We start from the raw sequence: 21,521 nt of genomic DNA, 5'->3' as shown, positions 1-21,521 counted from the left end.
AGGCGTCGACGCAAATCTCGGAGCGCTTGTGAACTGGAATTACAATCTACGCCAGCGTAGCTCGCGAGAGTCGCCGCTGAGAAGTCTCTCCAACACAAGGCATGCCAGATCAACACAAAAGATCGCTTCAACTCGCTCGTAGCGGCTGACTTGCGCCGGGAAACATCTCGTTCAGCATATAGACAACCTCTGTCCTGTTGGTTGCCTTCAACTTCTTCATGATATTGCGGATATGAACTTTGACCGTACTTTCGCGGAGATTGAGCTCGTGGGCGATTATCTTGTTCGCCTTACCGCGTCTGAGAGCTTGGACAACGTCCTCTTGCCGCTCGGTAAACACGCTCGCCATATGTCTTGACATTTCGACATCAGGGTCGATGGTCCTGTGCAGCCCTGCAAGGCTACTTGCCGGAACAAACGTGCCGCCAGCGATGACGAAGTTTATTGCTTCGACACAAATTTCGAAGCGGAGGGACGAGGGGATATACGCTTTGGCCCCATAGCCCAGGGCCCTGAGAATCTGCTCCAACTCGTCAGTGTCGGCCAAGATCGCAACTGGCGCGGGATGAGCCTTCTTGACGAGCTCGGCTATCGCGTCACCTGTCTTTGCATCACTCACCTTCCTGCTCCCCAGATTTAGCAGAACTGCCGAAGCCGACGGCATATGCTCGCATAACTGCCATTCGTCGATTGAACCGAATGACGCGATATCTTTCCCGACACGGTAAGTTGTCAAGCACTGCGCCAGGCATTGCCGGTCAAGCACACGTTCATCGAGTAGAACCAGGCAGGTTTCAGCAGTTGCCTGTCCGTGAAGACGTATTGTTGCTGCTCCGCCTTTTTGACCGACGAGTTCCAGCCCAACGATCGGTTTGGTATCTGTTTGAATTGCCGTAATCATGCCACTCACCCCTAAACATCACCCACGCTTGAGACCGGGACGAGACGGGGATTTCGGGAAAAGCCAAATACTGCGAACAAACTGTATGTTCGCGCCAAGTATTGACAGACAGTGCGTCCCAGGCCCCCGCCGTCGCCACACGTCCAATCTACTCAGGCTATCAGCGGGATTGCACGGTTTCACTAATATAAGTTAAGGAAACGTAAAAAAATTGAGTTAACCTGGTGGGAGGAAGATCGCCCGGTTTCGTTGCAGAACCCTCAGCAAGAGCTCGTGTTGTTGGGGTGCGAAATGCGACACTCTCCGGGCCGCATAGAAGCGCCCGCCCCCGGGTGGCCGAATGGACCGTCTCGGACAAGCAGATGGGGGACATGCGTCAGTTGTCGACATACTTGTCGTCGAAGCCTGCAAACTTTGCGATGCCTTCTCGATCCAGGATCCGGACATGGCCTTGACGGAACTCCAGAAGCTTGCGTTCACGCAATTCTCGCAACATGCGATTGACGTGGATAGGCGTCAGCCCTAGCGCGTCGGCGAGGTCGTACTGGGTAAGCGGGCAAGAATAGCCATTGCGGGCAACACCACCGACGCGCTCCAAGCGCGTCCTCAGTTCGAGGAGGAGGTGTGCGGTGCGCGTCAACGCACTGCGCCGGCCAACATTTGTCAGATGTTGAGCGACAAGCGCCCGCTGATGAACCAGAGCTTCAAGGAATAGGGAAGCTATGCGAGGCGAGTTGGCGACTGCGAGCGCGAACGTCTTGGTTGATATCTCGAATACCGCAAGATCGGTCTGTGCGAAAAACGTCTCCGGAGCAGTTCCTGGGAAAGAGTGTGGCAGGACGACGTCGCCCTTCAATGCAAAATCCAGGATCTGACGCTGACCGCCGGCTAGATTGTGCGATATGCATCCCCAACCAGAGTCGATTAGGAAGACACGAGCAGCGCGCTGGCCTTGATCAACGATTGCCGTTTCGGCCGGATACCGCCTCAACACGAAGCCGAGCGCCTTGATGTAATCCCTGTCATCATCGTCCAGTCGGGTCGATGAAGGACGGTTTTCGATCCCGGTTAACGATGGATGCGATGCAGATACCATTGAACCCCACCAGCCCCTCCTTTTGACAACCCAGGGGTTAGTGTATATCAGGCTCGAGTAGATGAGTAGCCTATATTAGCTACACCTATTGGATGAAGAAGCGACGTCGGGTTTGCGTTGGCCGCAGCCAATCTGCCGAAACAGCGCCCGCCAGGCGCGGATCAGGCTTTGCTTTTCTTGAAACTTTCTCGGATGGCCTCAACCATCTCACTTGCCACCATGCAACTTCGGTTGTCCACTTGCGTTGCAGCATTCCGCAGCGTCGTTGCGGCGTCTTTCAGCACCCCCCTGATTTCTCTGGCCGTGAGTATCTCGGATGCTTCCAATTCGAGCAACAGCGCTTCGCTCACATGCAAGGCAGCAAGTGCTATTGCCTGGGGTCTATTGCACTGCACAACGAGCAGGTCGCCGCCCGGTCTGCCTCGTGACTTCCTTTTTCCCATCTTTGATCTCTCGACCTTTCCGAACCGGACCCACCTACAACGCACGCCGTTGTCAGAATCTGGACCATACTAGCCCTATTCAACAGCCTGACACAGCGTATGGCGCCTACCAAGTTAGCTGTAGCTCATTGACAGGCTAGAACCCCAAGCGGACCGCTCGACGCAAGGCATTCGTCGCGAGGTCGGCATTTGGGAAACTGATCCTGCGAAGGATTCCGCAGCACTCACCAACTCATCGTTGCAAAAAACCTGCCGCGGGTTTGCCCCGTCTGGCGTTGCGAGCGTTCACATAGCCGCCAGTTTGGCTGCGCCTGAAGCTGGACGCGCGACCCTTCCGGTAATGGCGTTCTGGATTTTTCTATCCAACCAGCTGACGCCAGCACTGACAATCAAGACCAAGGTTACAGACACGACAAACACGGCCTGGGCTGAGAGTCCTCTGCGGAACAGAACCCACACCATAACCATTCCTAGTGCATAATGATTTAGGTATATGGCGTAGCTTACCCTGCCCATATATCTCACTATATCGCCGCACATCCCAATTCTTTTACCGATTGTCTGGTCCCGCAGTTTCCCAAGGATCATTGTTGATAGCAGAAAGATATAAATTGAAACCGCTATGTATGTGTGTTCTCCAGGGCTGTCCAGATTTATCAATATCTCAACTACTCCCATTGTCGAGAACGTAGCAAACAGAATGGTCATTGTCATGTAACTGGGCCTTGGTCCACGATCTTGGTTGCTGGCGACGAAAAAGACCATACCGGACGCGAAGAAGACGCCGTGCTGCAACAAGAGCAATTTGAAAGGAAAGCGGGAGAGCACAGCTATCGCATCCTCCGCCCCGGCGGAGGATGGCGCCAAATGAAGGCCGCTCAAAACGAGAAGATATGCCGAGCTGGACAGACCTATCAACCTTGCCAAATCATAGATCGACAGACGGAATTTGGACATGACACAAACCGCGACCAACAGGTAGAAAACCGCCTGCACAACAAGGGACCAGACGACTCCGTCAACGTATGGTCCCTTGGGGGATAAAACAGCAGATCTGGCAACGTCCATCACCAGAGCTCGGAAGTCTTCGCCGTAAAAGGCGCGCGCGCCCAAACTGACGATCGCCGAGACCCACAAGGCAGGCAGTATGCGCGTAGCCCGGATACGCGCGAACCTCAGGGCCGCAGAGACCCCGCCCCCGCGAGAGGCGCTCATTGCAATCGCAAATCCCGAAATTACAAACAAGGTGGCTACACCTGCCGCTCCCAATCCTGCAAAGGCAGATAGGAACCCAAAGGCCGCATCCTTTCCGCTGGTTACCGATGCCGACGTCGCGGCATATGTAGCGAAATGGCTTAGTAGCACCAAGATCGCAGAGAGTATCCGCAGGAAGTCCAAGGTGAAGTCGTGCGGCTTGCGGTCCATGTGATGTTATGGGTCTTTGCTCGACGCGACGAAGGGATCGCTTTTTTGCTACATCGAAAGGCCTGCCGCGACCACTGCACAGTTTGAATAAGGCTTCATCCCTTCGGATAACCGGTCGGCTAAGCATGGCCGTCCAAGCCCAGGCTTGCGACCCCGGACGATATCCCAGGCGCCGCACGGCCGCTGCCCAGATCAAGAATGCGCAAGGCGCCTGCGGCGACCACCCGGACGCGAGTGTCGTCGCCGGCAGGTTTGACCTGCGAAGCTGACGCGGGGTTGTGAAACCAGCTTCTGGCCACGCTCTGGATCTTGCCCTCCAGCCACAGGACAGCCAAGCTTAAAATCAATACGGTCATTAAAGAAATCCCAAAGGTAACAGGCGTGGGAATTCCAAACGAGTTTACAAACCAAACAATAATCATCCCAGAAGCGTAATGATTGAGATACAGAGGATAACTCAACTTGCCGAAGAACTTGATCGCCCTGCTATATCTCAGGAGTCGTGAATTCACTGCATCTTGTGAAACGACGTTTAGAATTGCTGCTGCCACGCATAAGGCCCAGATTGCAGCTGCGGTGATTCTGTAGGAATAGGCCCTATCCACCGAAGACATTACCTCCAGCACGCCCATTGCGAGGAAAATGTACATCAACGAAGCCATCTGTTTACGACGGAGCTTCTGCAGACCATCGTTCAAGCTAAACAGAATCATCCCGGAGGCAAAAAAAACACCGTGCTGAAGAAGCAATAACTTGAAATGGAACCGGGATAACGACCCAATTACCTCCGGTGAGAAACCATTGGCCGGCATGATATTGATAAGAAACAGGGCTGTTAGGTAGACCGAACTGCATACGCCTATAACGATTGCCAAACCATAAAGAGCTAGGCGAAATCGAGAAACTATACAGATTAGAATCGTAGTATAAAATACCGCTTCGATAACTAACGACCATACGACGCCGTCAATGTATGGCCCCTTTGGTGATAGGATAATTGATCTAAGAAACGCGATCGGCAGCGATGATATATTCTCTCCGTAGGCAGCTCTAGCTGCAAGGCAGATCAGCGCAGATATCCATAAGGCTGGCAATATACGAACGGCGCGGAGTCGCGCGAACTGGAATGCGTGCGACAATCCCCCCTTGCCGGAAGCACTCATGGCGATCACAAAGCCGGAAATTACAAAGAATATTTCGACCCCCACCGCGCCCACGCCGGCGAAAGCCGAAAGGAACCCGAACGCGGCTTGGTCGAGGTCGACAACCGACGCCGCGGCCGCTCCGAAAGTTGCAAAGTGATTCAACAGCACCAGGGTCGCCGCCAGAATGCGCAGCAGGTCTATCGCCAGATAGTGATGGGTAGATTTCATTGCATTCCCGCACTCTGCCTGGCCCGAAAGGCAGGATGATAGACCGAAATGGTCGGTGCGGCTGCTAGTACGTTTGGATGTGGGCAGAAGGCTAGCCGCTGCCATCAAACTGAGGGTAGATGCATACCTGATTGCTTGTTAGTGGTGAAGAATGTTTGTGACCGTCTGCCGGACTGCCGCGTGGCTAACCTTTATTGCTATCGTCGTCGTGACGATTGATCCCATAGGGCTGCGGCCAATCTCAGGCTTTGGACCGGAACCCGAGCGAATAGCCGCTTTTCTAGCCTTTGGCTTGCTGCTCGGGCTCGCGTACCATCGAAATTGGCTCCTGACGCTCTGCCTTGTCGTTGCTGCAGCGTTCGGCATCGAGGCGTTGCAGCTGTTAAGCCCAACACGACACCCGGCCGTCGATGACGCTGTCGTTAAGGCTGCTGCGGGTGTTGCCGGGGTCTTGGCGGCTTATCTAATTGCGAGGAACAGTCGGTCTCGCCAGCGCCCGTAACGACCTCCTCACGTATTCGCTACGAAGGTTTGGCGATACGGGTGAGGACGCACAATCCGTGGACCTGGCGCAAAACCGTTCGGTGGTGAACCGGTATTTGAATAGTTCGACAGGGCTAGTCCCTTCGCATGCCTGCACTATCCAAGTTGCGGAATGGACCGACCTTTCTGCCGAGTTGTAGACTCAGCAGGGGCAGTGCGCCTTTGGGGGGAATTGTGATAGCGTTACCAATCAGAGAGTTGTTAGAACTTGACGCCTACCGGCGAACGATCAAGGCAATTGACCACGCGTATGAACTCACCCTAGGAGAGGCTGGCTCGGACGCAGAACGCGAGAGGGCACGGTACAAACGTCATTGGGAGACATTGTTGTACTCAGAGCAGATCGAAGCGATTAGGACGCGGCGACTGTTGCGGAAAGCAGACAAGTTGGCGATTGACTACGCGGTTGAGGATGGCGCGCTGTGGAAACGGTCAATCCAGCTTGACTGCTGGATCCTGACGGCAAGCGGATATTCGGATATCCGGAACGCGGTCCGGGAAGAACGCAAGGAACAATGGCGGGCTGCCGTGGCGCGGATCGGCTGGGTCATCGGCATTTTCGGCTCGTTCACAGGTCTGTTGTCCGTGTGGCGCTTTACGCGGGGACTCTAGCGCAATTCGGGCTAATGCCGCCGCCCCCTTTCTCACTTCGCGTGACAAGAGTATGCCTCGTCGTACTGTATTCGCACTTCTATCGGCGCCATCAGCATGCTTCAAGTTGGCAGATCCTCCCGCACCAACCGCGGTTGAGCAACCGGAGGCACAGAGCCTTCGATCATCGCAGCGCCGGAGCCGTTACGGTGGTGACCTAGGCGAAGGCTGCAGGGGGTGATAGCCGAGTGGGGAACGAGGCCCTGCCGTGTTGAAGTCCTGCCGCAATTCGATGGTGGCGTTGCGGACGTGGTCGCGGCCGAAGAACAGGCACTCCTTCAAGAGTTTCTTCACGCATGCGGCCGTTGAAGGATCGACATTGTCATTGTGCATCCGCTTGGCAGTAAGGCTGCGCCACTGAAGAAGGCGCCGACCAAGCGGATGCCAGACGATACAAGCGCAAACCCGAGCCGAGATTCTCCCACTTGCCCTCGTCAGGTTGCATGCCGGTTTATCATTTGTTTGAAAATTCAGGCGCATTGTTATTGTGGACATGCCATGTGATTCGTTCATGTCCATGGGCCTCGACGTCTCACCCGTCGCCGGGGCCTATTCGTGCCTAAACTGTTGGCTCGAAAAGTCTCGGTTCGTTTGTCTACTACGAACTTATGGAGCTGGTTGATCTTCAGCCGGCCGTGTCGGCCTCCAATAATAAGTTGTCACCGCAAAATTCTGAGGTTGATATTTAGCTTAGCCTATTCGCGTCCCTGCCCGAAATAGCAGTGCGAAACGATACGCCTTTGGCGGGACCGGTTGGCAGAGCGCACGAGAAAGTGCTTCTGCGGTGCGCTGATCAAGTTCAAGCATGACATTGTCGTAAGTGTCCGAGAGGCCGCAACTGGGGCAAGCTAACAGGTCGGACCCTTGAGACCGAGTGACACCCATAAGGGGCACTTTGCATCGATTGCAGCCAACCTTAGGATCACTTTCAATCATGTAGGGAGTATCCCGCTTGTCTTTCTACACAAGCAATTGCGGTGCCAAGCGTGGTTGATCCGTTTCGGGACATCACAGCGGCCTCTCCGTGTCCTACACGATCATTGAGACCGTGCCCTCGATGGCGCGATGATGCCCGCGGTCGCAACCGGCCTACATGACCTTCCCCAAGGAACATCGCGCCAAGCTCCACTCGACGAATCCGATCGAACGTCTCAACGGCGAGATAAAGCCGCGCACCGAGGTCGTCGGAATCGTCCCGAACGACGATGCGATCGTGCGCCTCGTCGGCGCAATCCTGCTCGAACAGAACGATGAATGGGCAGTGCAGCGGGCCAGATATATGACTCTGGAAACGANTCGTCGGCGCAATCCTGCTCGAACAGAACGATGAATGGGCAGTGCAGCGGGCCAGATATATGACTCTGGAAACGATCAGCCAGATGAGCGATGATCCGCTGATCAGCCTGCCAGCCGTGGCGCGCTGATCAGCCCCGCCCATGCCGGAGAGCACGGCGACTAATGCCGCCAGCTAGACCACGCCGCGGGACACGATCTACGGCGCAATTCGGCGGAGAGTAGGACAGAAAGCTCGAAGGGCTTCCAAGAACCAAGAACCCCTAGCAAACCGAACGCGGCGGCGGACAATGAGGGTCACGGATATCTTGGCGGACATCCGCGTTGGAGCGGCCAATATCGACGGCAAAAGAGCGTCCGAAAAGGAATATCGGCGACTCTGTCGTGGGAACGAAAAAGAAGAGAAGCAGAACTTTCGTGTGCTATTTTTGCACACGAACTCCACTAACTCAGATATCTGCCCCACCCATCATCCGATTTCTAATCCGGCCCCATCCGTCGTCACTACGCACCTCGACGATTTGCGCGGAGCCGGAATGCGTAGAGCACGCCAAAGCTACGCAGCACTAGTCTAGTGGACGCCAAAGGAACGCCGCGCTTGTCGATCCAGCACAGGGCTCGTAAACAACCGGCTGGAAGTTCCCTTCGTTCTTCAAGGAACAGCTTGGTGTGCTCGTTCCACTCAAGAGGCGTTGTCTCGCGCTCTTGAACGAACTTTCCAAACGCCTTGCGCAGGTCGGCAAGGTCCAAAGCCCAAAAGATGCTCACTGCTACCGGGGTGCGACATCACGTTCACCAATCCGCCCATTCTCTCGGCGTGACCTGAGACCCTGAAGCTCCTCCAGTTTTTGGTGGAGTCTGTCCCACTCAAGGAGACGGACGAATGAAGCGNGTGACCTGAGACCCTGAAGCTCCTCCAGTTTTTGGTGGAGTCTGTCCCACTCAAGGAGACGGACGAATGAAGCGTTCACGGTTCACGGAAGAACAAGTCATCGCGATTTTGAAGGAGCAGGAGGCGGGCATGAAGACCGCCGATGTCTGCCGCAAGCATGGGATCTCGGAAGCGACCTTCTACAAATACAAGGCCAAGTTCGGTGGCATGGACGTTTCCGATGCGCGCAAGCTGAAGGCTTTGGAAGAGGAGAACGCCAAGCTGAAGAAGCTGCTGGCCGAGCAGATGCTGGACAATGCCATCCTGAAGGATGTCGCCGCAAAAAAATGGTGACGCCCGATGCCAAGCGATGCGCTGTGGCCCACGCCTGCGATCGGCATGGGGTGAGCCAGCGTCGGGCGTGCAAGGCTCTTTTCGTCGACCGCTCAAGCGTTCGCTACACAAGCATCCGGTCGGACGATGCCGCCGTTCGAGCCGCGATGAAGACGGTGGCTGCCGAGCGCCGCCGCTTTGGCTACCGGCGCATCCACATCATGCTTGAACGGCAAGGGATCGTGATGAACCAGAAGAAACTGCGGCGGCTTTACCGGGAGGAGAAGCTCCAGGTCCGCAAACGTGGCGGCCGCAAACGGGCCTTGGGAACAAGACGGCCGATGATCGCGCCGGGTCGGACGAATGAGCGCTGGAGCCTGGACTTCGTAAGCGATGCCTTCACGGACGGACGCCGGTTCCGGGTTCTGGCCGTCGTCGACGACTTCACGCGCGAGTGCCTGGCGCTGGTCGCTGATACATCGCTGTCGGGCGCCCGCGTCGCTCGGGAGCTGGATGCCATCCTCGCCCGCCGCGGCAGGCCTCGCACGATCGTCTCGGACAATGGCACCGAGCTAACGTCGATGGCGATCCTCAAATGGTGCCAGGAAGGCGGCGTCGAATGGCACTACATCGCGCCCGGCAAGCCGATGCAAAACGGATTCGTGGAGAGTTTCAACGGCCGATTTCGCGACGAATGCTTGAACGAAACGTTGTTCTCCACTCTCACGCAAGCACGGGCAGCAATCGATCCATGGAAGGAGGACTACAACCAGAACAGACCAGCCCTGCGCAACATCACGCCCATCGAATTCGCCATCAAAATGGCTCTGGAAAACAGGCCGCATGAGGCCAGAAATGAAACTCCGGACTCTCCATTGAACTGGAGGGAACAAGGGTCCCAGGTCAGCAGGTCTGATGGGTTGACAATTGATCCGGTGTGATCGTGCTGCGGTGCTACTACAACCATGAACACCCGACGGGCGCACCACCCATTCAACGCTTCGACTCCGTCAGGTCGCAACTTTCAGTGTGAGATCGTCGAGCCCACGCCTGGGCATGGTCGAGAAGGACATCAAGGTCCTGCTCCAATGGGACATTTTTGCCGATTTTTTCATCTTTGACGAAACCCCGTCCGGCGTGGACGTCGGAACCAAACGTGAGGTCTACGGCCTTCTTTGCCGAGCTGTTGAATGGCGCCGCGATCCTTTGATCTGGTCCTACCTGACGGAGGTCTATGAGTCAGCGATCGCGGTTGGGGAGAGATCGTCAAAGATTGGTTCCATGGTCCGATCCTGATCGAACCGTATTCGATGTGAATCCCTCTTTTGTTCCCATGGCAGGCCGTTTGCACGAGCAGCAATAGTTGATTCAACCATTGCTGGTATAATGTGGGATTGTGGGTGGCGGCTCCGACAGTTCGGCGGGCGCTGAGCGCCGAAGCCGCCTGCGCTCCGGTTGGGGTCTGACCGCGCCGTCCTATTCTGGAACAGCGCGGTCAACGATTCGTGAAAGTCAGGCTCGCCGGGCTCGAGGTGGTTGGGGTATCGCTCGGCGAGCTGTCTACCAAGAGCACGGAACGCTCTGGCCGCGGGGACGGCCCGGCTTTCTTTTGGGGTAGAGAGCAGCCGGGCCTAACCGGCTGGGGACTGGGGACATGCGCCGGCTGCCAAGTTATATATGCTCATGCTAATATGAACGCACCACACCTTTATGGACTAAGCAAAGGTGGAGCAGGCTCGACCAGTCGGTGCGACCTACGTTGTGAGCGTGTTTGAATAGCCTCACTGCTCAACGGTGTTTCACCACAAAAGCCAAGACCAAGGCGCTGGCCTGGGCGAAAAAGATCGGCGACAGGTGAGGGTCGACGAGATCACCCCGAAGCGCTAATCGCCATTCTGGGCGGAAAAGTCTGGGGCCGGCGCCCTCCTTTTGACCCTGAACAAACCAGAAGGGCGCCGAGCCTTTTTTACCAGACAGCGCTTTGAGGGAAGCGGCGCCGAGTAGCAGGAGTGTATCTCTGTCGGTAGAGTTGTTGGAACACAGCCTTTTGGACGATGGCCCGCAGCGAACCTGGAGAAGATGGCCGGCGCCAGGTGGGAGCTGCTGGGCTGTGCGGCGGCGGCCAAGCAGACATCAGGTCCGCCGCAGTTGAAGTCATGACCGATACGGTCGATCGGCGTTATGGCGTGATCACCTAGGAGGACCCGCGCGCAAGCTGGCTGCCGCCGGGATCGCTTGACGATTTGGGGTGGAGAGCGGACAGCGGGAACGCGCGCCCGCAGACACCCTTCGAGTGAATTCGAGGACGACCGACTACACGCTGAGTTCGGAGCCCCCCTGAACCAACATCGACGCTGGCCTAATCCACCTTTTGGATGAACTCGTGGGTGCTGAGTGTCTGAATGGTTCTCGTCGGAGAGTTGACAGCGCCGCCATTGACTAAGCGAAGCTCTTTCGTTCTCGGCCTACTGTCGGCCACTCATTGCGTCGAAGCCGACCATATTCTGCGATTCAAAGACGGTATTGCTGTCCGCTGGTGCCATCGCATCCGCCCAAGGATGGCGCGATTTAAGACGGTCAACCTTCCCCGGCGATTTGACGATGCTGCGTGGCCGGCTCGTCGGGCATCATCGGCCGCCTTTAGATGAGACACCACCGTCTCGACGGGTAGGCTCGGCGGTGTTCGGTTTTTCTTCGGTTCTCTTCGTCCAAAGCGTGTGGAAAAGCGCGAATGAAAACAGGAAATATGCAACCTGGAATATGATCAAAATCAGCAAGGTCCATGCAAGCGACTTCCAGAACGAACCCGTTGCTAGATAAATCCATAACGCCACCACGGTCGACGTGGCAAACATCCCGACCAGGAATCGCGGAAAAAACATTTAAGTTCAATGCCGCCCCATAATTGGACCGACCGGTCTCTCGTCTACTCCCAGAATAATTTAAGATTTCACTAAATTAGTCATTGCGCAAGCGCCATGCTGAGGTGATGAGGCTCTTGGTCCTTTTATTTACGCGGCCTCTGGTTAGAGCACTGGCACAAAAAAGAAGGCTCCGAGCCTTACCGGCGGTTGACCTTGCCCCCCAAAGCTTCGCGTGACATGGCCGCTCAGCTCGGCGTCTCGCGCGGCACCGCGTCGCGTACCAGCGCCTGATCGATGAGCTTCGCGGTCGCGCCGGCGAAGGGCGGAAGCATTCTCCTTTCGGCGTCGCTAACCTCGGAGATCGAAATGCTAGGCCTACCGACCTTCTCGATCAGGTAGCGGACAATCGCCTGGCGAACGTCTGATGAGGTAGGCGTCTGCGCGAGCGCGGCCATGGTTGGCCCTAAGAATGGAGCCGTGGTTCTGCGCCATTAGCCGTTCGCACGTCGAAAGCGATGGGCACGCCGTGAACGATGGATGCCGCCAACATCTCTCGGTCGGTAGCTTGGCATCCGGATGGCGCGGATCGCTGCGCGATAAGAGCAACCGGCCTTGCCTTTGGAAAGAACACAGGCTTCGGCAGCTCTTTCAACCGAGACAGTGTAAAAGGGTGTGGGTCCGAGAATTCCTCCCCGAAATCCTGAGCAAACACGATCTACTGCAGGAGTTGGTCAGCCCTCAAGGTTTTGTCTGATCCTGGACCATCCAGGAGGAGGCCAGGCCGAAGTGATGTTGCTCCTCCTCGTAAGGAGCATTTGTGAGTTTTATCATTCCGGCGCGGGCGACAATCATGATCTCACCGCGCCAGAAATTCATGCGTGAGATATATTGTGTTTCTTCGACGCCATAAGCTTTGGCTCCATGCAGCGCGAAAGGGAGTTGGCACGGGCCTATTCCCGCATAATGCGATAGACAGTTGCATCACCCTCCACACCCCAAAGAGGCGCATCAAACGCCTCCACGCGATGCCCGGAAAGCATTTCGCGAACCCCGGGCGCAGAGTGGAGCGCCTCGGAAATGCAGATCTGTCCGCCTTCTGCCAGGGACTGCACGCGCGCGGCAACATTCACCGCCTGGCCGAAATAGTCGAGGTTGTCGTTGAGCGTCACGGCGATCGACGGTCCACAGTGGGCTCCGATCTTGAGGATAATCCCCGGCCCGTCATGGTCGCCGTTGAAGCGATCGATTTCTTCAAAGATGTGGAGTGCAGCCGAGATCGCATCCGATGGCTGCGAGAATACAGCCATCACCGCGTCGCCAATCGTCTTGACCACTGCTCCGGAATGTTGCTGAACCGTCGCGTTCACCAGAGCGAAATGCTCGCGGACCAAAGCATAGGCGTTGAGGTCACCCAAGCGTTCATACATGGCGGTCGAGCCTTTGAGGTCCGTGAACAGGAAGGTGATCTGCCGGATGCCGAGTCCCTCCTTCTCGTCGATACGCTCGGACCGGAAGAGCTGGCGGAAGGTTTGCCGCGCAAGCAGTGCTCCACCGGATACATAAGGATCGAAATCGAGCGCCGGCTTGGTGGTCAGCGCGACAAGCTCGGGCGGCCAGTTGATGACGAGCAACGAACCACGCACTGGCCCAGCATTCACCACCTCTATGACGATCGGGCCGGGTGGCACGGCTGGCAATCCAGGCAGGAAGCGTTTGCCGTCATAATTAATCTTCAGGACTGTGGGTGCCGACACCGGATTGCCACATATTGGCACGGCGAATGCAGCCTGCGTCTGCACGTTGACCCCCGAAAGCGCGCCCAGACTCAAGTCGGTGCGGAGCACTGTCGTGGTGCCGGGCGGCAGAAACGTTATGCCCCGAACGAAGCCTCGCAGAACGTCAAGAAAGCGAACGTGTTGCCCCGGTAGCCGCCCGTCATGTCCGAAGTGGAGCTTCCAATGAAAATCCTCGACGGGGAGCGTCTCGGGATCGTGGTGCGGCAGGCGGCGCAACTTCGACGAAACCGAGAAGGTGACCTCGATGTAGTCGTCCAGGTCGGTGTCGCCTGATACATCGCATAAGCCACAGACATAGTGCGTCCTCAACGTGCGCAGGGCGCCGAAACTATCAAGCACCATCCCGGACTGGGGACACAGCACATCCCAGCTCATGTCGAACAGGCCACAGCGAGTGGCATGGAGGAACAGGTCGATAGCTTCAGGCTCTGCGATTGCACGGTCGCGAGCAAAGCTCAGCGGATTGACGCGATACAGTGCATGATCGTCGTCGTTCCTGATCAGCGTCTCGAATTTCGAGATGACGCGTGGGCTCCAGGCTCGCGCCTGCTCCACTTTGGTCATCCTGCTTTCGAGAAGACGATCGTCGACTACCGTCACGCCTGACCCTCAACCTTGCCGCCTTACCGCAGACAGCCTACTAAAAAATCAGCGCGATGCGAATGGATTGCCTCAAAAGCGTCTGCAGTGACAGCAGAGATGCTTATGTCCTGCTCGTCTATCAGCCCATCCAAGGCATATCGATCGCCCCGAGCGATACAACGATCCCGAGGGCCACTAGCGCAACGCCCAAACTACCTTCGAAGCGGCGGCCACGGGCAGGAGCTTCTCGACGAAGACGACCAGCGTCAAAAGCAGCATCCAGGCGACGCTCATGACGCCGGTCGCGACCAGCACGGCAAACAGCGCCCAGCAGCAGCCAAAGCAATAGAGGCCATGGCGCATCCCCATCTTGAGCGCGCCAACACGCCCGTCCCGCCAATGCTGCGCAACGAAAGCAAGCGGCGAACGGCAATGGCTGAGGCAAATGTGCTTGAAGGCAGTGAATTGGTAGAGCCCGGCCACGCCAAGCGTGGCACCGAGCGCGAGCGGTGCCCATTTCGAACGCTGGGGCGGATCGAGGCTCGTTGCAAACTCGCTGCCGAACTGGACCAGGACATACACGACGAGGCCCGCCGCCGCCCAGACGAGCAGATAGCCCGCGACGAAGGTCCAAGTCGGGATGGCCACGTGTTGTTCGCGCCTCGCCTGCGCCGCCGCGAACATAAAGATCATGGGTGCTGCAGCTGGCAGCATCATGGCCGCCATCATTACGGTCCACACAGCGAGGAAAGCGGTGGCGCCGGCAACTGACCAGCCGTCCGCGGCAATACCGTCCATCGCCATGCCGGCCATGCCTTCCATACCCCCAATACCGCCGCGCACGGCAATGCCCATGGGCATATCCATACTGAAGGTCTGGTAGAGGGTCAGCGCCCACGCCGCTGCTGTCAGCCCCACGAGCGATGCGAATAGACCCAGGGGGATGCCGTGCAAATTCCAGGTGAACCGCCGCGATTTCCTGGGGAACGCGTCAGCCATTGTCATGCCCTAGTTCGGGCCGGTCCATTCGAACGGAATGTGCTTGCTGGAGCGGGCCGTGCCAGTCCAGTCGAGCCCGAAGCCTTTGGTGCTCACCTCGACAGAACGTCCCCAGGTGGCAACCTGGCCCGGGCCGACCTCCGAGCCCGGCGGGTTGATCGTCTGCACCCGCTTGCCAGGTGGTGTGGTGGGGCCGGAAAGCGCCTCTGCGCGCCCAACCACGAGGTCAGGAATTTCGACCCGCCAGGGTGGCCAGGTCGCCCGCCACCTCGAAAGTAATTGGCACGAACTCCATGCCACGCATCTCGCCGATATTAGCGGCAAAGCCCGCCGGCCAGCCGCCGCCGTTTCCGCCGAAGATCACCTGCAGGGCTTCGCGCTGCTGCTCATCCGCCTTCTCGTCGAGATACATGCCCATCACGGCCTTTGCCTCGCCGGCCCATAGGTTGCCTTCGAATTCGCCGAGTGCCACCAACGTCAGGCCGTCGAGCTTGACGCCGCCATACTGACCCTCACGCACGTGCCAGGCGAGCACACCCTGGCAGTGATTGCCGGTTGGCCGTTGGGCGAACTCGCAAGGGCAAGGGATGTCGCAGCTGCAGATGTCGAACCAGTCGCCAGCGAGCCGCCATTGAGGCACTGCATTCATGGCTCATCCTCCGGATGATTGGGCGCCTAATTATACGTCGAAGACTGGTCACACTCCAGCAGTTCGTGCGTCGCTCGCTGACTTTGATGCATTGGCCCACCCTGACGGTCGTGCCATGCACAACAAACCTGCAGTTGGCCACTTCAGGGCCGGATCTCGACGACGGACGTGCCGGAGACGGGATCTGTCACGCCGAGGTCGCCGCCGAGATCCTCCAGCATATCGCGCATCGAATCGAGAAGGCCGATCATCTGCGGCCGGGCCGCGGCGAGGCTGTCCATGTCGTTCCATTCACCGACGACGCAGAAGTTCGGTCGCCGGTCCTGACGAGCGCGGCTTTGCGGAAGCCCCTGACGTCGAGCGTCGCCTTCCTATGCGCGTCGATGAAGGCCTGTTCCTTGCCAGGCTTGGTGCGAAACCGGACAAGGTTGTAAGCAGTCATGGCTTCCTCCAAACTGTTGATGCCGCGCTTACGGGCGAGCCTCCAGAACCATGTTGAATGGTGTCTCAGTGGCGCGGCGGAAGCGGCGAAAGCCGCCGCCCGTAACCACCTTGCGCAGCCTGGCCTCGCCAGCCTGGGCGCCGAGGCCGAGCCCAACCTCTTGCGACAGCGAGGCAGGCGTGCAGATGAACGTCGAGGCAGCGTAATAGATGCGGCCGACGGCTCGACCCTGTCACCCTGCGTGTTGCCGCTGATCCCGGTCGTGCTGGGGGCCGCCGCCAGTCAGCATCGCCACGGTCCCGTCGCGCTGGCTGCTGGACTTGCGATATCTTTTACGGTGATTGGGCTTTTCGTTGCCACGATCGGGTTCTCCATCGGTCTTGACGGCGGTGTCTTTCGCAGCGCCGCCGCAGTGCTGATGCTGGTCCTCGGCGCGATCTTGATCGTGCCGGCATTTCAGGCGCGCGTCGCGCTGGCCGCCGGCCCGGCCGGCAACTGGGTCGAGCAGCGCTTTGGCGGATTTTCGTCCAGCGGTCTCTTCGGTCAATTTGGCGTCGGCGTCCTGCTTGGAGCTGCGTGGAGCCCCTGCGTTGGTCCCACACTGGGTGCAGCTTCCCTCCTTGCTGCGCAGGGGCATGACCTCGGCCAGGTTGCGGCCACCATGATCGTGTTCGGCATCGGTGCGGCGCTGCCGTTGCTTGTCCTCGGCACGCTGTCTCGCGACACTCTTTTGCGCTGGCGCAGCCGCATTGCCGAAACCGGTGGTGGCCTGAAAATTGCGCTCGGCATCCTGCTGGTGGTTACTGCTGCAGGAATCCTGTCGGGGTTTGACAAGGCGCAGGAAACGGCACTCGTCAATGCCTCACCCGAATGGCTCACTGCGCTGACGACGCAGTTCTAAACTTAAGGCAGGCGTTGCCGCTCGTCTATGCTGTGCCGCAGGCGAAGCACTCAACCAGACGCTGGCCATCAGTCTTCTAAAGTGCCGATCTCTATGATAGCAAATACCTCCGGGCAGGCCAAACCTACTTTCCAGCGGAGCTTTCGCTCAAAAGACTTGTTGCACTGCAACAACGATGCGGCTAAGTGGGATATCTCGACTGGACCCGGTGCAACCCCGGGTGGCTCTTCCGGCCGCCGATCCGCCGGACAACTCAACCGCATAACCAGTATTGCAGGACGGGCCGGCCAGGCCTGTGCGGTTGGTAGAATTTGACCGGAATCTTATGCTCTCACTTCACGTCTACCGGGATCAATGGCTCGGCAACGTTCGCGGCGACGTACTCGCAGGACTTGTTGTCGCCTTGGCGCTTATTCCAGAGGCGATTGCCTTCTCGATCATTGCCGGCGTCGACCCTAAAATCGGCCTTTATGCTTCATTCTCGATTGCGGTCATCACCGCCATCACCGGCGGACGGCCCGGGATGATTTCAGCCGCCACAGCCGCGACGGCTGTGCTCATGGTGACCTTGGTCAGGGACCATGGCCTGCAGTATCTTCTTGCCGCCACTGTGCTGGCCGGGCTTTTCCAGATCGGCGCAGGCCTTATCAAGCTTGGCTACGTGATGCGCTTCGTGTCGCGCTCCGTCATGACCGGCTTCGTCAACGCCCTGGCGATCCTGATTTTCATGGCCCAACTGCCCGAGCTGATCGGGGTGCCATGGCTGACCTACGTGATGGTCGCGGCAGGCCTCGGCATCATCTATCTCTTCCCTCTGATCACCAAGGCTGTGCCGTCACCGCTGATTTGCATCATCGTCCTGACGGCGATCGCGATGTATTTTGGCTTCGATCTGCGCACCGTTGGCGACATGGGTGAACTGCCCTCGACCCTGCCGGTGTTCCTGATCCCTCAAATCCCGTTCAATCTGGAGACACTGGTGATCATCCTGCCGTATTCGGCGGGGGTCGCCGCCGTGGGCTTGCTTGAATCGCTGATGACGGCCTCCATCGTCGATGATCTAACCGACACCCCCAGCAACAAGAACCAGGAGTGCGTGGGGCAGGGGATTGCCAACATGGCCACCGGCTTCATCGGCGGCATGGCGGGCTGCGCCATGATCGGACAGTCAATGATCAACGTAAAATCCGGGGGCCGGGGCCGGCTTTCAACATTTTGCGCCGGTATCTTCCTGCTGTTCATGATTGTCGTGCTCGGCCCGTGGGTAAAGCAGATCCCGATGGCTGCGCTCGTCGCCATCATGATCATGGTGTCGGTCGGCACGTTCAGCTGGTCGTCGATCAAGAATTTGCGCAGTCACCCGCGCAGCTCGTCCGTGGTCATGCTGGCCACGGTCGCCTGCGTCGTCGCCACACACAATCTGGCGATCGGCGTGCTGGTCGGCGTGCTGCTTTCGGGCATTTTCTTCGCCTGGAAGATCGCGCAGATCTTCAGGGTCACATCGACGCTTTCGGAGGATGGCGGTTCTCGCACCTATGTGGTCGAGGGCCAGGTGTTCTTTGCCTCGGCCGATGACTTCACCGCCTCGTTTGATTTCAAGGAGGCGCTGGAAAAGGTTACGATCGACGTCAGCCAGGCGCACATCTGGGACATTTCGAGCGTCGCCGCGCTCGACATGGTGGTGTTGAAGTTCCGCAGGGAGGGGGCTGACGTCCAGATCGTCGGCCTGAACGAGGCCAGCGAGACCATCGTCGATCGGCTGGCGATTCACGACAAGCCCGGGGCGCTGGAACGCCTCATGGGTCATTAGGGAGGAACGCAATGGCTAAGATAGTCGCCCTGGTTGATGGGTCCGTCTACGCAAAAAGCGTGTGTGGCTACGCATCCTGGCTCGCTCTTCGAACCGGCTCGCCGGTCGAACTGCTGCATGTGCTGGGCCGCCGCGAAACCCAAACGGTTCCCTCCGACCTAAGCGGTAGCATTGCGCTCGGCGCGCGCACCTCGCTCCTCGCTGAATTGAGCGCCCTTGACGAGCAGCGGGCCAAGCTGGCCCAAAAGCGCGGCCGTGCCGTCCTCGATGATGGCAAGGCCGCGATCGAAGCGGCCGGCGTCGAGCAGGTCACTGTGAAGCTTCGTATCGGCGACCTGGTCGATACCGTCACGGAGTATGAATCCGATGCGGACCTGATTGTGATCGGCAAGCGCGGTGAGGCAGCGGATTTCGCCAAGCTGCATCTCGGGTCGAATATGGAGCGCGTTGCGCGGTCGAGCCCTAAGCCGGTGTTTGTAGCCTCCCGCGCCTTCAAGCCGGTCGAGCGGTTCATGATCGCCTATGACGGCGGCACAAGCAGCATGAAAGCGGTCGACCATGTGGCACGCAGTCCGATCTTCGCTGGACTGCGTTGTCGATTGGTCACCGTGGGCGCCAACTCGGATGAAACACGCAAGCGCCTGGCCGATGCCGAGGCAATCCTGCGGGGCGCCGGCTATGACGTCGAAGGCTTTATCTCACAGGGCCAGCCTGATGTCGTGCTGACGCAGTTCGTGGAGGATGGGAATATAGATCTTCTGGTCATGGGGGCTTACGGACATTCGCGCATCCGCAACCTGATCATCGGCTCGACCACCTCGGAAATGATCCGCTCCTGCAAGGTGCCTATCCTGCTGTTCCGCTAAGGCAGCGGGTCATCATCAAGTATTGGGACGGGCATGCATTTTCTTCTGACCTACGGCCGGTTCGCGCGGCGAAACTGGGACCACCTGCTGTTCGGCGCGATGCTGCTGGCGCTTTCAAGCTTCGGGCAGACTTATTTCATTTCACTGTTCGGCACTCATTTCAGACAGGATTTCCATCTCTCGGACGGGGGGCTCGGGACCACCTACGCGATTGGCACGGTCCTGAGTGCCATGACGCTCGGATGGGTCGGCCGCTGGATCGATCTGACCACAGTCCGCCGCTACACGGTCGGCGTGGCGGCGCTGCTGGGCGTTGCCTGCGTCCTAACCGCAATCAGCCCCAACGTGTTTGTATTGGCGCTATCGTTCTACCTGCTGCGCCTGGGCGGGCAGGGGCTGATGGTGCATACCGCGCTGACAGCCACCGCCCGCACGTTTCCGGCGGACGCCGGCAAGGCTCTTGGGGTGGTCTCACTTGGATTTTCCAGCGCCCAGGCGCTTTTGCCTTTGGGTACCGTGGCGTTGATGGGTCTGATCGGCTGGCGTGCCACCTGGGGCGTCAGCGCGTTCATTGCTGTTGCCGGCGCCGCCATCGCCCTGCGGTTTCTTCCGCGTGGCGCAGAAAGCGGCCCTGCAAAGCACATTCATGACGATTCTGGACCGACAGCACCCAGCCCCGCGCTTTGGCGTGACCATCGTTTGCTGCTGACGCTGCCGGCCATCCTGGCGTCGCCGTTTATCGGTACCGGCTTTGTTTTCCACCTCGTCCGGCTCGGTGAGGAAAAGCATTGGCCGCTTGGTCTGCTGGCCGGCTCGTTCGCGGCATTCGCTGTGGTCCAGGCCGTGGTCCAGCTTGCCGCCGGGCCGGTCATTGACCACTTTGGCGCGAGACGGCTGATGTCGCTGTTCCTCATCCCGCAGGCGGCAGGGATGGCCGTTCTGGTGCTGACCAATTCACCCTATGGCGCACCGGCGTTCCTGATCCTAAGCGGTATTTCCGGTGCCGTGGCCTCGACCCTTTCGACCGCATTGTGGGTGGATCTCTATGGAACCGCCCAGCTCGGTCGGGTCCGGTCCTCTGTCGAAGCCGCCAACGTGGTCGCCAGTGGCGCGGCGCCTGTCGTCATGGGCGTCCTGCTCGACATGGGTGTGCCGTTAAGTACTCAAGCGTTGGGTTGCCTGGTGTATGTCGTAGGTGCAAGCGCATTGGCGTCCCGCCTGAAGCGCGAGATGCCGACGCGAGCGGTTTAGGCCGTAGGCCGGACTTACCTGCCTGCTCGTCGGCCCAGACCCTATATCGGGACTCGATCTGGCAAAGCGTAGCTTTCTGCCCTATTTGTGCGCGGGAAAGGCTGGGACATGGTCCGAGGAGCAACATTCGCCATCTCTCTATGGTTAGTGGTTGCAGCTCAGGCTACGACCATTGACGAATACAACGCCTATCAGTTTGGCTCTCAGTCAGCGGCGCTGGCCAGATGCAGGCACCTTTGGGTGTCAGATCCCCTTGAATACCTGCGCCAGGCCGACAAATACGAACGCCTTGACCCAACGGATCCGCTTTTCAAATCCTACCGGCGGGGAATTGCGGGTTTTGATGGGAGATGGAACGCCGCAGGCAAATCGGCCTGCGGTGTAGAAGGGTTATTGAGTAAGTTCCTCGGCACAAGCTTGCACTAGAGCGTT

19 protein-coding genes, 2 pseudogenes and 1 other annotated feature are annotated in these 21,521 nt (G+C 58.3%); of the genes and pseudogenes, 9 read left to right on the top strand and 12 right to left on the bottom strand.

What is annotated here, in order from left to right:
* Positions 1–127: 127 nt before the first annotated feature.
* The 5 genes from X728_RS144930 to X728_RS1000000167930 form a co-directional block, all read right to left on the bottom strand.
* A complete protein-coding gene (locus tag X728_RS144930) occupies positions 128–901 on the bottom strand; it encodes a response regulator transcription factor (protein ID WP_023832404.1) in 774 nt (257 codons plus the stop codon).
* A gap of 376 nt (positions 902–1,277) precedes the next feature.
* Positions 1,278–1,997, bottom strand: coding sequence for a Crp/Fnr family transcriptional regulator (locus tag X728_RS144935; protein WP_023832403.1), 720 nt, complete (start codon positions 1,995–1,997; stop codon positions 1,278–1,280).
* Positions 1,998–2,158: 161 nt separating this feature from the next.
* The gene (locus X728_RS144940; RefSeq protein ID WP_023832402.1) at positions 2,159–2,440 is read right to left on the bottom strand and encodes a hypothetical protein; all 282 of its coding nucleotides are present in this window, start codon (positions 2,438–2,440) and stop codon (positions 2,159–2,161) included.
* Between the two features lie 285 nt (positions 2,441–2,725).
* Positions 2,726–3,865 carry an acyltransferase gene (locus X728_RS144945; protein ID WP_023832401.1) on the bottom strand — a complete coding sequence of 380 codons (1,140 nt, stop codon included), beginning with the start codon at positions 3,863–3,865 and terminating at the stop codon, positions 2,726–2,728.
* A 119-nt stretch (positions 3,866–3,984) separates the two neighbouring features.
* The gene (locus X728_RS1000000167930) at positions 3,985–5,238 is read right to left on the bottom strand and encodes an acyltransferase (protein WP_023832400.1); all 1,254 of its coding nucleotides are present in this window, start codon (positions 5,236–5,238) and stop codon (positions 3,985–3,987) included.
* A 930-nt stretch (positions 5,239–6,168) separates the two neighbouring features.
* Between X728_RS1000000167930 and X728_RS1000000170490 the strand changes: the two genes are divergently transcribed.
* From X728_RS1000000170490 to X728_RS144970, 4 genes and pseudogenes are all read left to right on the top strand, one after another.
* Complete coding sequence (locus X728_RS1000000170490; protein WP_155924017.1) at positions 6,169–6,393, top strand: hypothetical protein; 225 nt, start codon at positions 6,169–6,171, stop codon at positions 6,391–6,393.
* A gap of 1,126 nt (positions 6,394–7,519) precedes the next feature.
* A pseudogene (locus X728_RS0135825) lies at positions 7,520–7,856 on the top strand (transposase); the annotation flags it as partial.
* 827 nt (positions 7,857–8,683) lie between these two features.
* Positions 8,684–9,870 (top strand): IS3 family transposase gene (locus X728_RS144965; RefSeq protein WP_245266196.1). Its coding sequence is split into 2 segments (ribosomal slippage): positions 8,684–8,945 and positions 8,945–9,870, totalling 1,188 coding nucleotides; the frame shifts between segments, so codons are not numbered across the junction.
* Between the two features lie 115 nt (positions 9,871–9,985).
* On the top strand, positions 9,986–10,225 hold the full coding sequence (locus tag X728_RS144970) for a hypothetical protein (protein ID WP_023832396.1): 240 nt from the start codon (positions 9,986–9,988) through the stop codon (positions 10,223–10,225).
* Between the two features lie 1,813 nt (positions 10,226–12,038).
* On the opposite strand, the gene X728_RS08165 is transcribed toward X728_RS144970, so the two are convergent.
* The 7 genes and pseudogenes from X728_RS08165 to X728_RS1000000172280 form a co-directional block, all read right to left on the bottom strand.
* Positions 12,039–12,248 carry a hypothetical protein gene (locus X728_RS08165; protein WP_023832394.1) on the bottom strand — a complete coding sequence of 70 codons (210 nt, stop codon included), beginning with the start codon at positions 12,246–12,248 and terminating at the stop codon, positions 12,039–12,041.
* 495 nt (positions 12,249–12,743) lie between these two features.
* Positions 12,744–14,189: an adenylate/guanylate cyclase domain-containing protein gene (locus X728_RS144980; RefSeq protein WP_023832392.1), complete on the bottom strand. Its 1,446-nt coding sequence runs from the start codon at positions 14,187–14,189 to the stop codon at positions 12,744–12,746.
* A 177-nt stretch (positions 14,190–14,366) separates the two neighbouring features.
* Entirely contained in the window at positions 14,367–15,170 is an 804-nt protein-coding gene (locus tag X728_RS0135810) for a DUF2182 domain-containing protein (RefSeq protein ID WP_245266195.1), read from the bottom strand.
* 9 nt (positions 15,171–15,179) lie between these two features.
* Positions 15,180–15,392 carry a hypothetical protein gene (locus X728_RS1000000171770; RefSeq protein ID WP_245266194.1) on the bottom strand — a complete coding sequence of 71 codons (213 nt, stop codon included), beginning with the start codon at positions 15,390–15,392 and terminating at the stop codon, positions 15,180–15,182.
* Between the two features lie 4 nt (positions 15,393–15,396).
* Positions 15,397–15,819, bottom strand: coding sequence for a DUF1326 domain-containing protein (locus X728_RS01000000167050; protein WP_245266193.1), 423 nt, complete (start codon positions 15,817–15,819; stop codon positions 15,397–15,399).
* A 143-nt stretch (positions 15,820–15,962) separates the two neighbouring features.
* On the bottom strand, positions 15,963–16,100 hold the full coding sequence (locus tag X728_RS1000000171765; RefSeq protein ID WP_245266192.1) for a hypothetical protein: 138 nt from the start codon (positions 16,098–16,100) through the stop codon (positions 15,963–15,965).
* 189 nt (positions 16,101–16,289) lie between these two features.
* Positions 16,290–16,481, bottom strand: a pseudogene (locus X728_RS1000000172280) (SAM-dependent methyltransferase); the annotation flags it as partial.
* Here X728_RS1000000172280 and X728_RS0135795 point away from each other — a divergent pair.
* From X728_RS0135795 to X728_RS1000000170475, 5 genes are all read left to right on the top strand, one after another.
* On the top strand, positions 16,422–17,162 hold the full coding sequence (locus X728_RS0135795) for a cytochrome c biogenesis CcdA family protein (RefSeq protein WP_348625641.1): 741 nt from the start codon (positions 16,422–16,424) through the stop codon (positions 17,160–17,162). The pseudogene X728_RS1000000172280 and the gene X728_RS0135795 overlap by 60 nt on opposite strands.
* A gap of 198 nt (positions 17,163–17,360) precedes the next feature.
* Positions 17,361–17,416: a sequence feature (sul1 is cis-regulatory element that is thought to sense ions involved in sulfur or methionine metabolism; They are found in Alphaproteobacteria), on the top strand.
* Between the two features lie 71 nt (positions 17,417–17,487).
* Positions 17,488–18,972: a SulP family inorganic anion transporter gene (locus X728_RS144985; RefSeq protein ID WP_023832390.1), complete on the top strand. Its 1,485-nt coding sequence runs from the start codon at positions 17,488–17,490 to the stop codon at positions 18,970–18,972.
* Between the two features lie 11 nt (positions 18,973–18,983).
* Positions 18,984–19,838: a universal stress protein gene (locus tag X728_RS144990; RefSeq protein WP_023832389.1), complete on the top strand. Its 855-nt coding sequence runs from the start codon at positions 18,984–18,986 to the stop codon at positions 19,836–19,838.
* Positions 19,839–19,871: 33 nt separating this feature from the next.
* Positions 19,872–21,089: an MFS transporter gene (locus X728_RS144995; RefSeq protein ID WP_023832388.1), complete on the top strand. Its 1,218-nt coding sequence runs from the start codon at positions 19,872–19,874 to the stop codon at positions 21,087–21,089.
* Between the two features lie 108 nt (positions 21,090–21,197).
* Positions 21,198–21,515: a hypothetical protein gene (locus X728_RS1000000170475; RefSeq protein ID WP_155924016.1), complete on the top strand. Its 318-nt coding sequence runs from the start codon at positions 21,198–21,200 to the stop codon at positions 21,513–21,515.
* Positions 21,516–21,521: the final 6 nt, after the last annotated feature.

Source organism: Mesorhizobium sp. L103C119B0 (genome assembly GCF_000502235.1).
Classification (GTDB): domain Bacteria; phylum Pseudomonadota; class Alphaproteobacteria; order Rhizobiales; family Rhizobiaceae; genus Mesorhizobium.
The sequence above is the reverse complement of the archived record's forward strand: the minus strand, read 5'-3'. Positions and strand labels throughout refer to the sequence as shown.

Bases quoted from the DNA above. Each gene is read 5' to 3' on its own strand.
- X728_RS144995 (WP_023832388.1), top strand. From the start codon at position 19,872: ATGCATTTTCTTCTGACCTACGGCCGGTTCGCGCGGCGAAACTGGGAC.
- X728_RS144990 (WP_023832389.1), top strand. From the start codon at position 18,984: ATGGCTAAGATAGTCGCCCTGGTTGATGGGTCCGTCTACGCAAAAAGC.
- X728_RS144945 (WP_023832401.1), bottom strand. From the start codon at position 3,865: ATGGACCGCAAGCCGCACGACTTCACCTTGGACTTCCTGCGGATACTC.
- X728_RS144930 (WP_023832404.1), bottom strand. From the start codon at position 901: ATGATTACGGCAATTCAAACAGATACCAAACCGATCGTTGGGCTGGAA.
- X728_RS0135810 (WP_245266195.1), bottom strand. From the start codon at position 15,170: ATGGCTGACGCGTTCCCCAGGAAATCGCGGCGGTTCACCTGGAATTTG.
- X728_RS144935 (WP_023832403.1), bottom strand. From the start codon at position 1,997: ATGGTATCTGCATCGCATCCATCGTTAACCGGGATCGAAAACCGTCCT.
- X728_RS01000000167050 (WP_245266193.1), bottom strand. From the start codon at position 15,819: ATGAATGCAGTGCCTCAATGGCGGCTCGCTGGCGACTGGTTCGACATC.
- X728_RS1000000170475 (WP_155924016.1), top strand. From the start codon at position 21,198: ATGGTCCGAGGAGCAACATTCGCCATCTCTCTATGGTTAGTGGTTGCA.
- X728_RS08165 (WP_023832394.1), bottom strand. From the start codon at position 12,248: ATGGCCGCGCTCGCGCAGACGCCTACCTCATCAGACGTTCGCCAGGCG.
- X728_RS1000000167930 (WP_023832400.1), bottom strand. From the start codon at position 5,238: ATGAAATCTACCCATCACTATCTGGCGATAGACCTGCTGCGCATTCTG.
- X728_RS1000000171765 (WP_245266192.1), bottom strand. From the start codon at position 16,100: ATGGACAGCCTCGCCGCGGCCCGGCCGCAGATGATCGGCCTTCTCGAT.
- X728_RS144970 (WP_023832396.1), top strand. From the start codon at position 9,986: ATGGTCGAGAAGGACATCAAGGTCCTGCTCCAATGGGACATTTTTGCC.
- X728_RS144940 (WP_023832402.1), bottom strand. From the start codon at position 2,440: ATGGGAAAAAGGAAGTCACGAGGCAGACCGGGCGGCGACCTGCTCGTT.
- X728_RS144985 (WP_023832390.1), top strand. From the start codon at position 17,488: ATGCTCTCACTTCACGTCTACCGGGATCAATGGCTCGGCAACGTTCGC.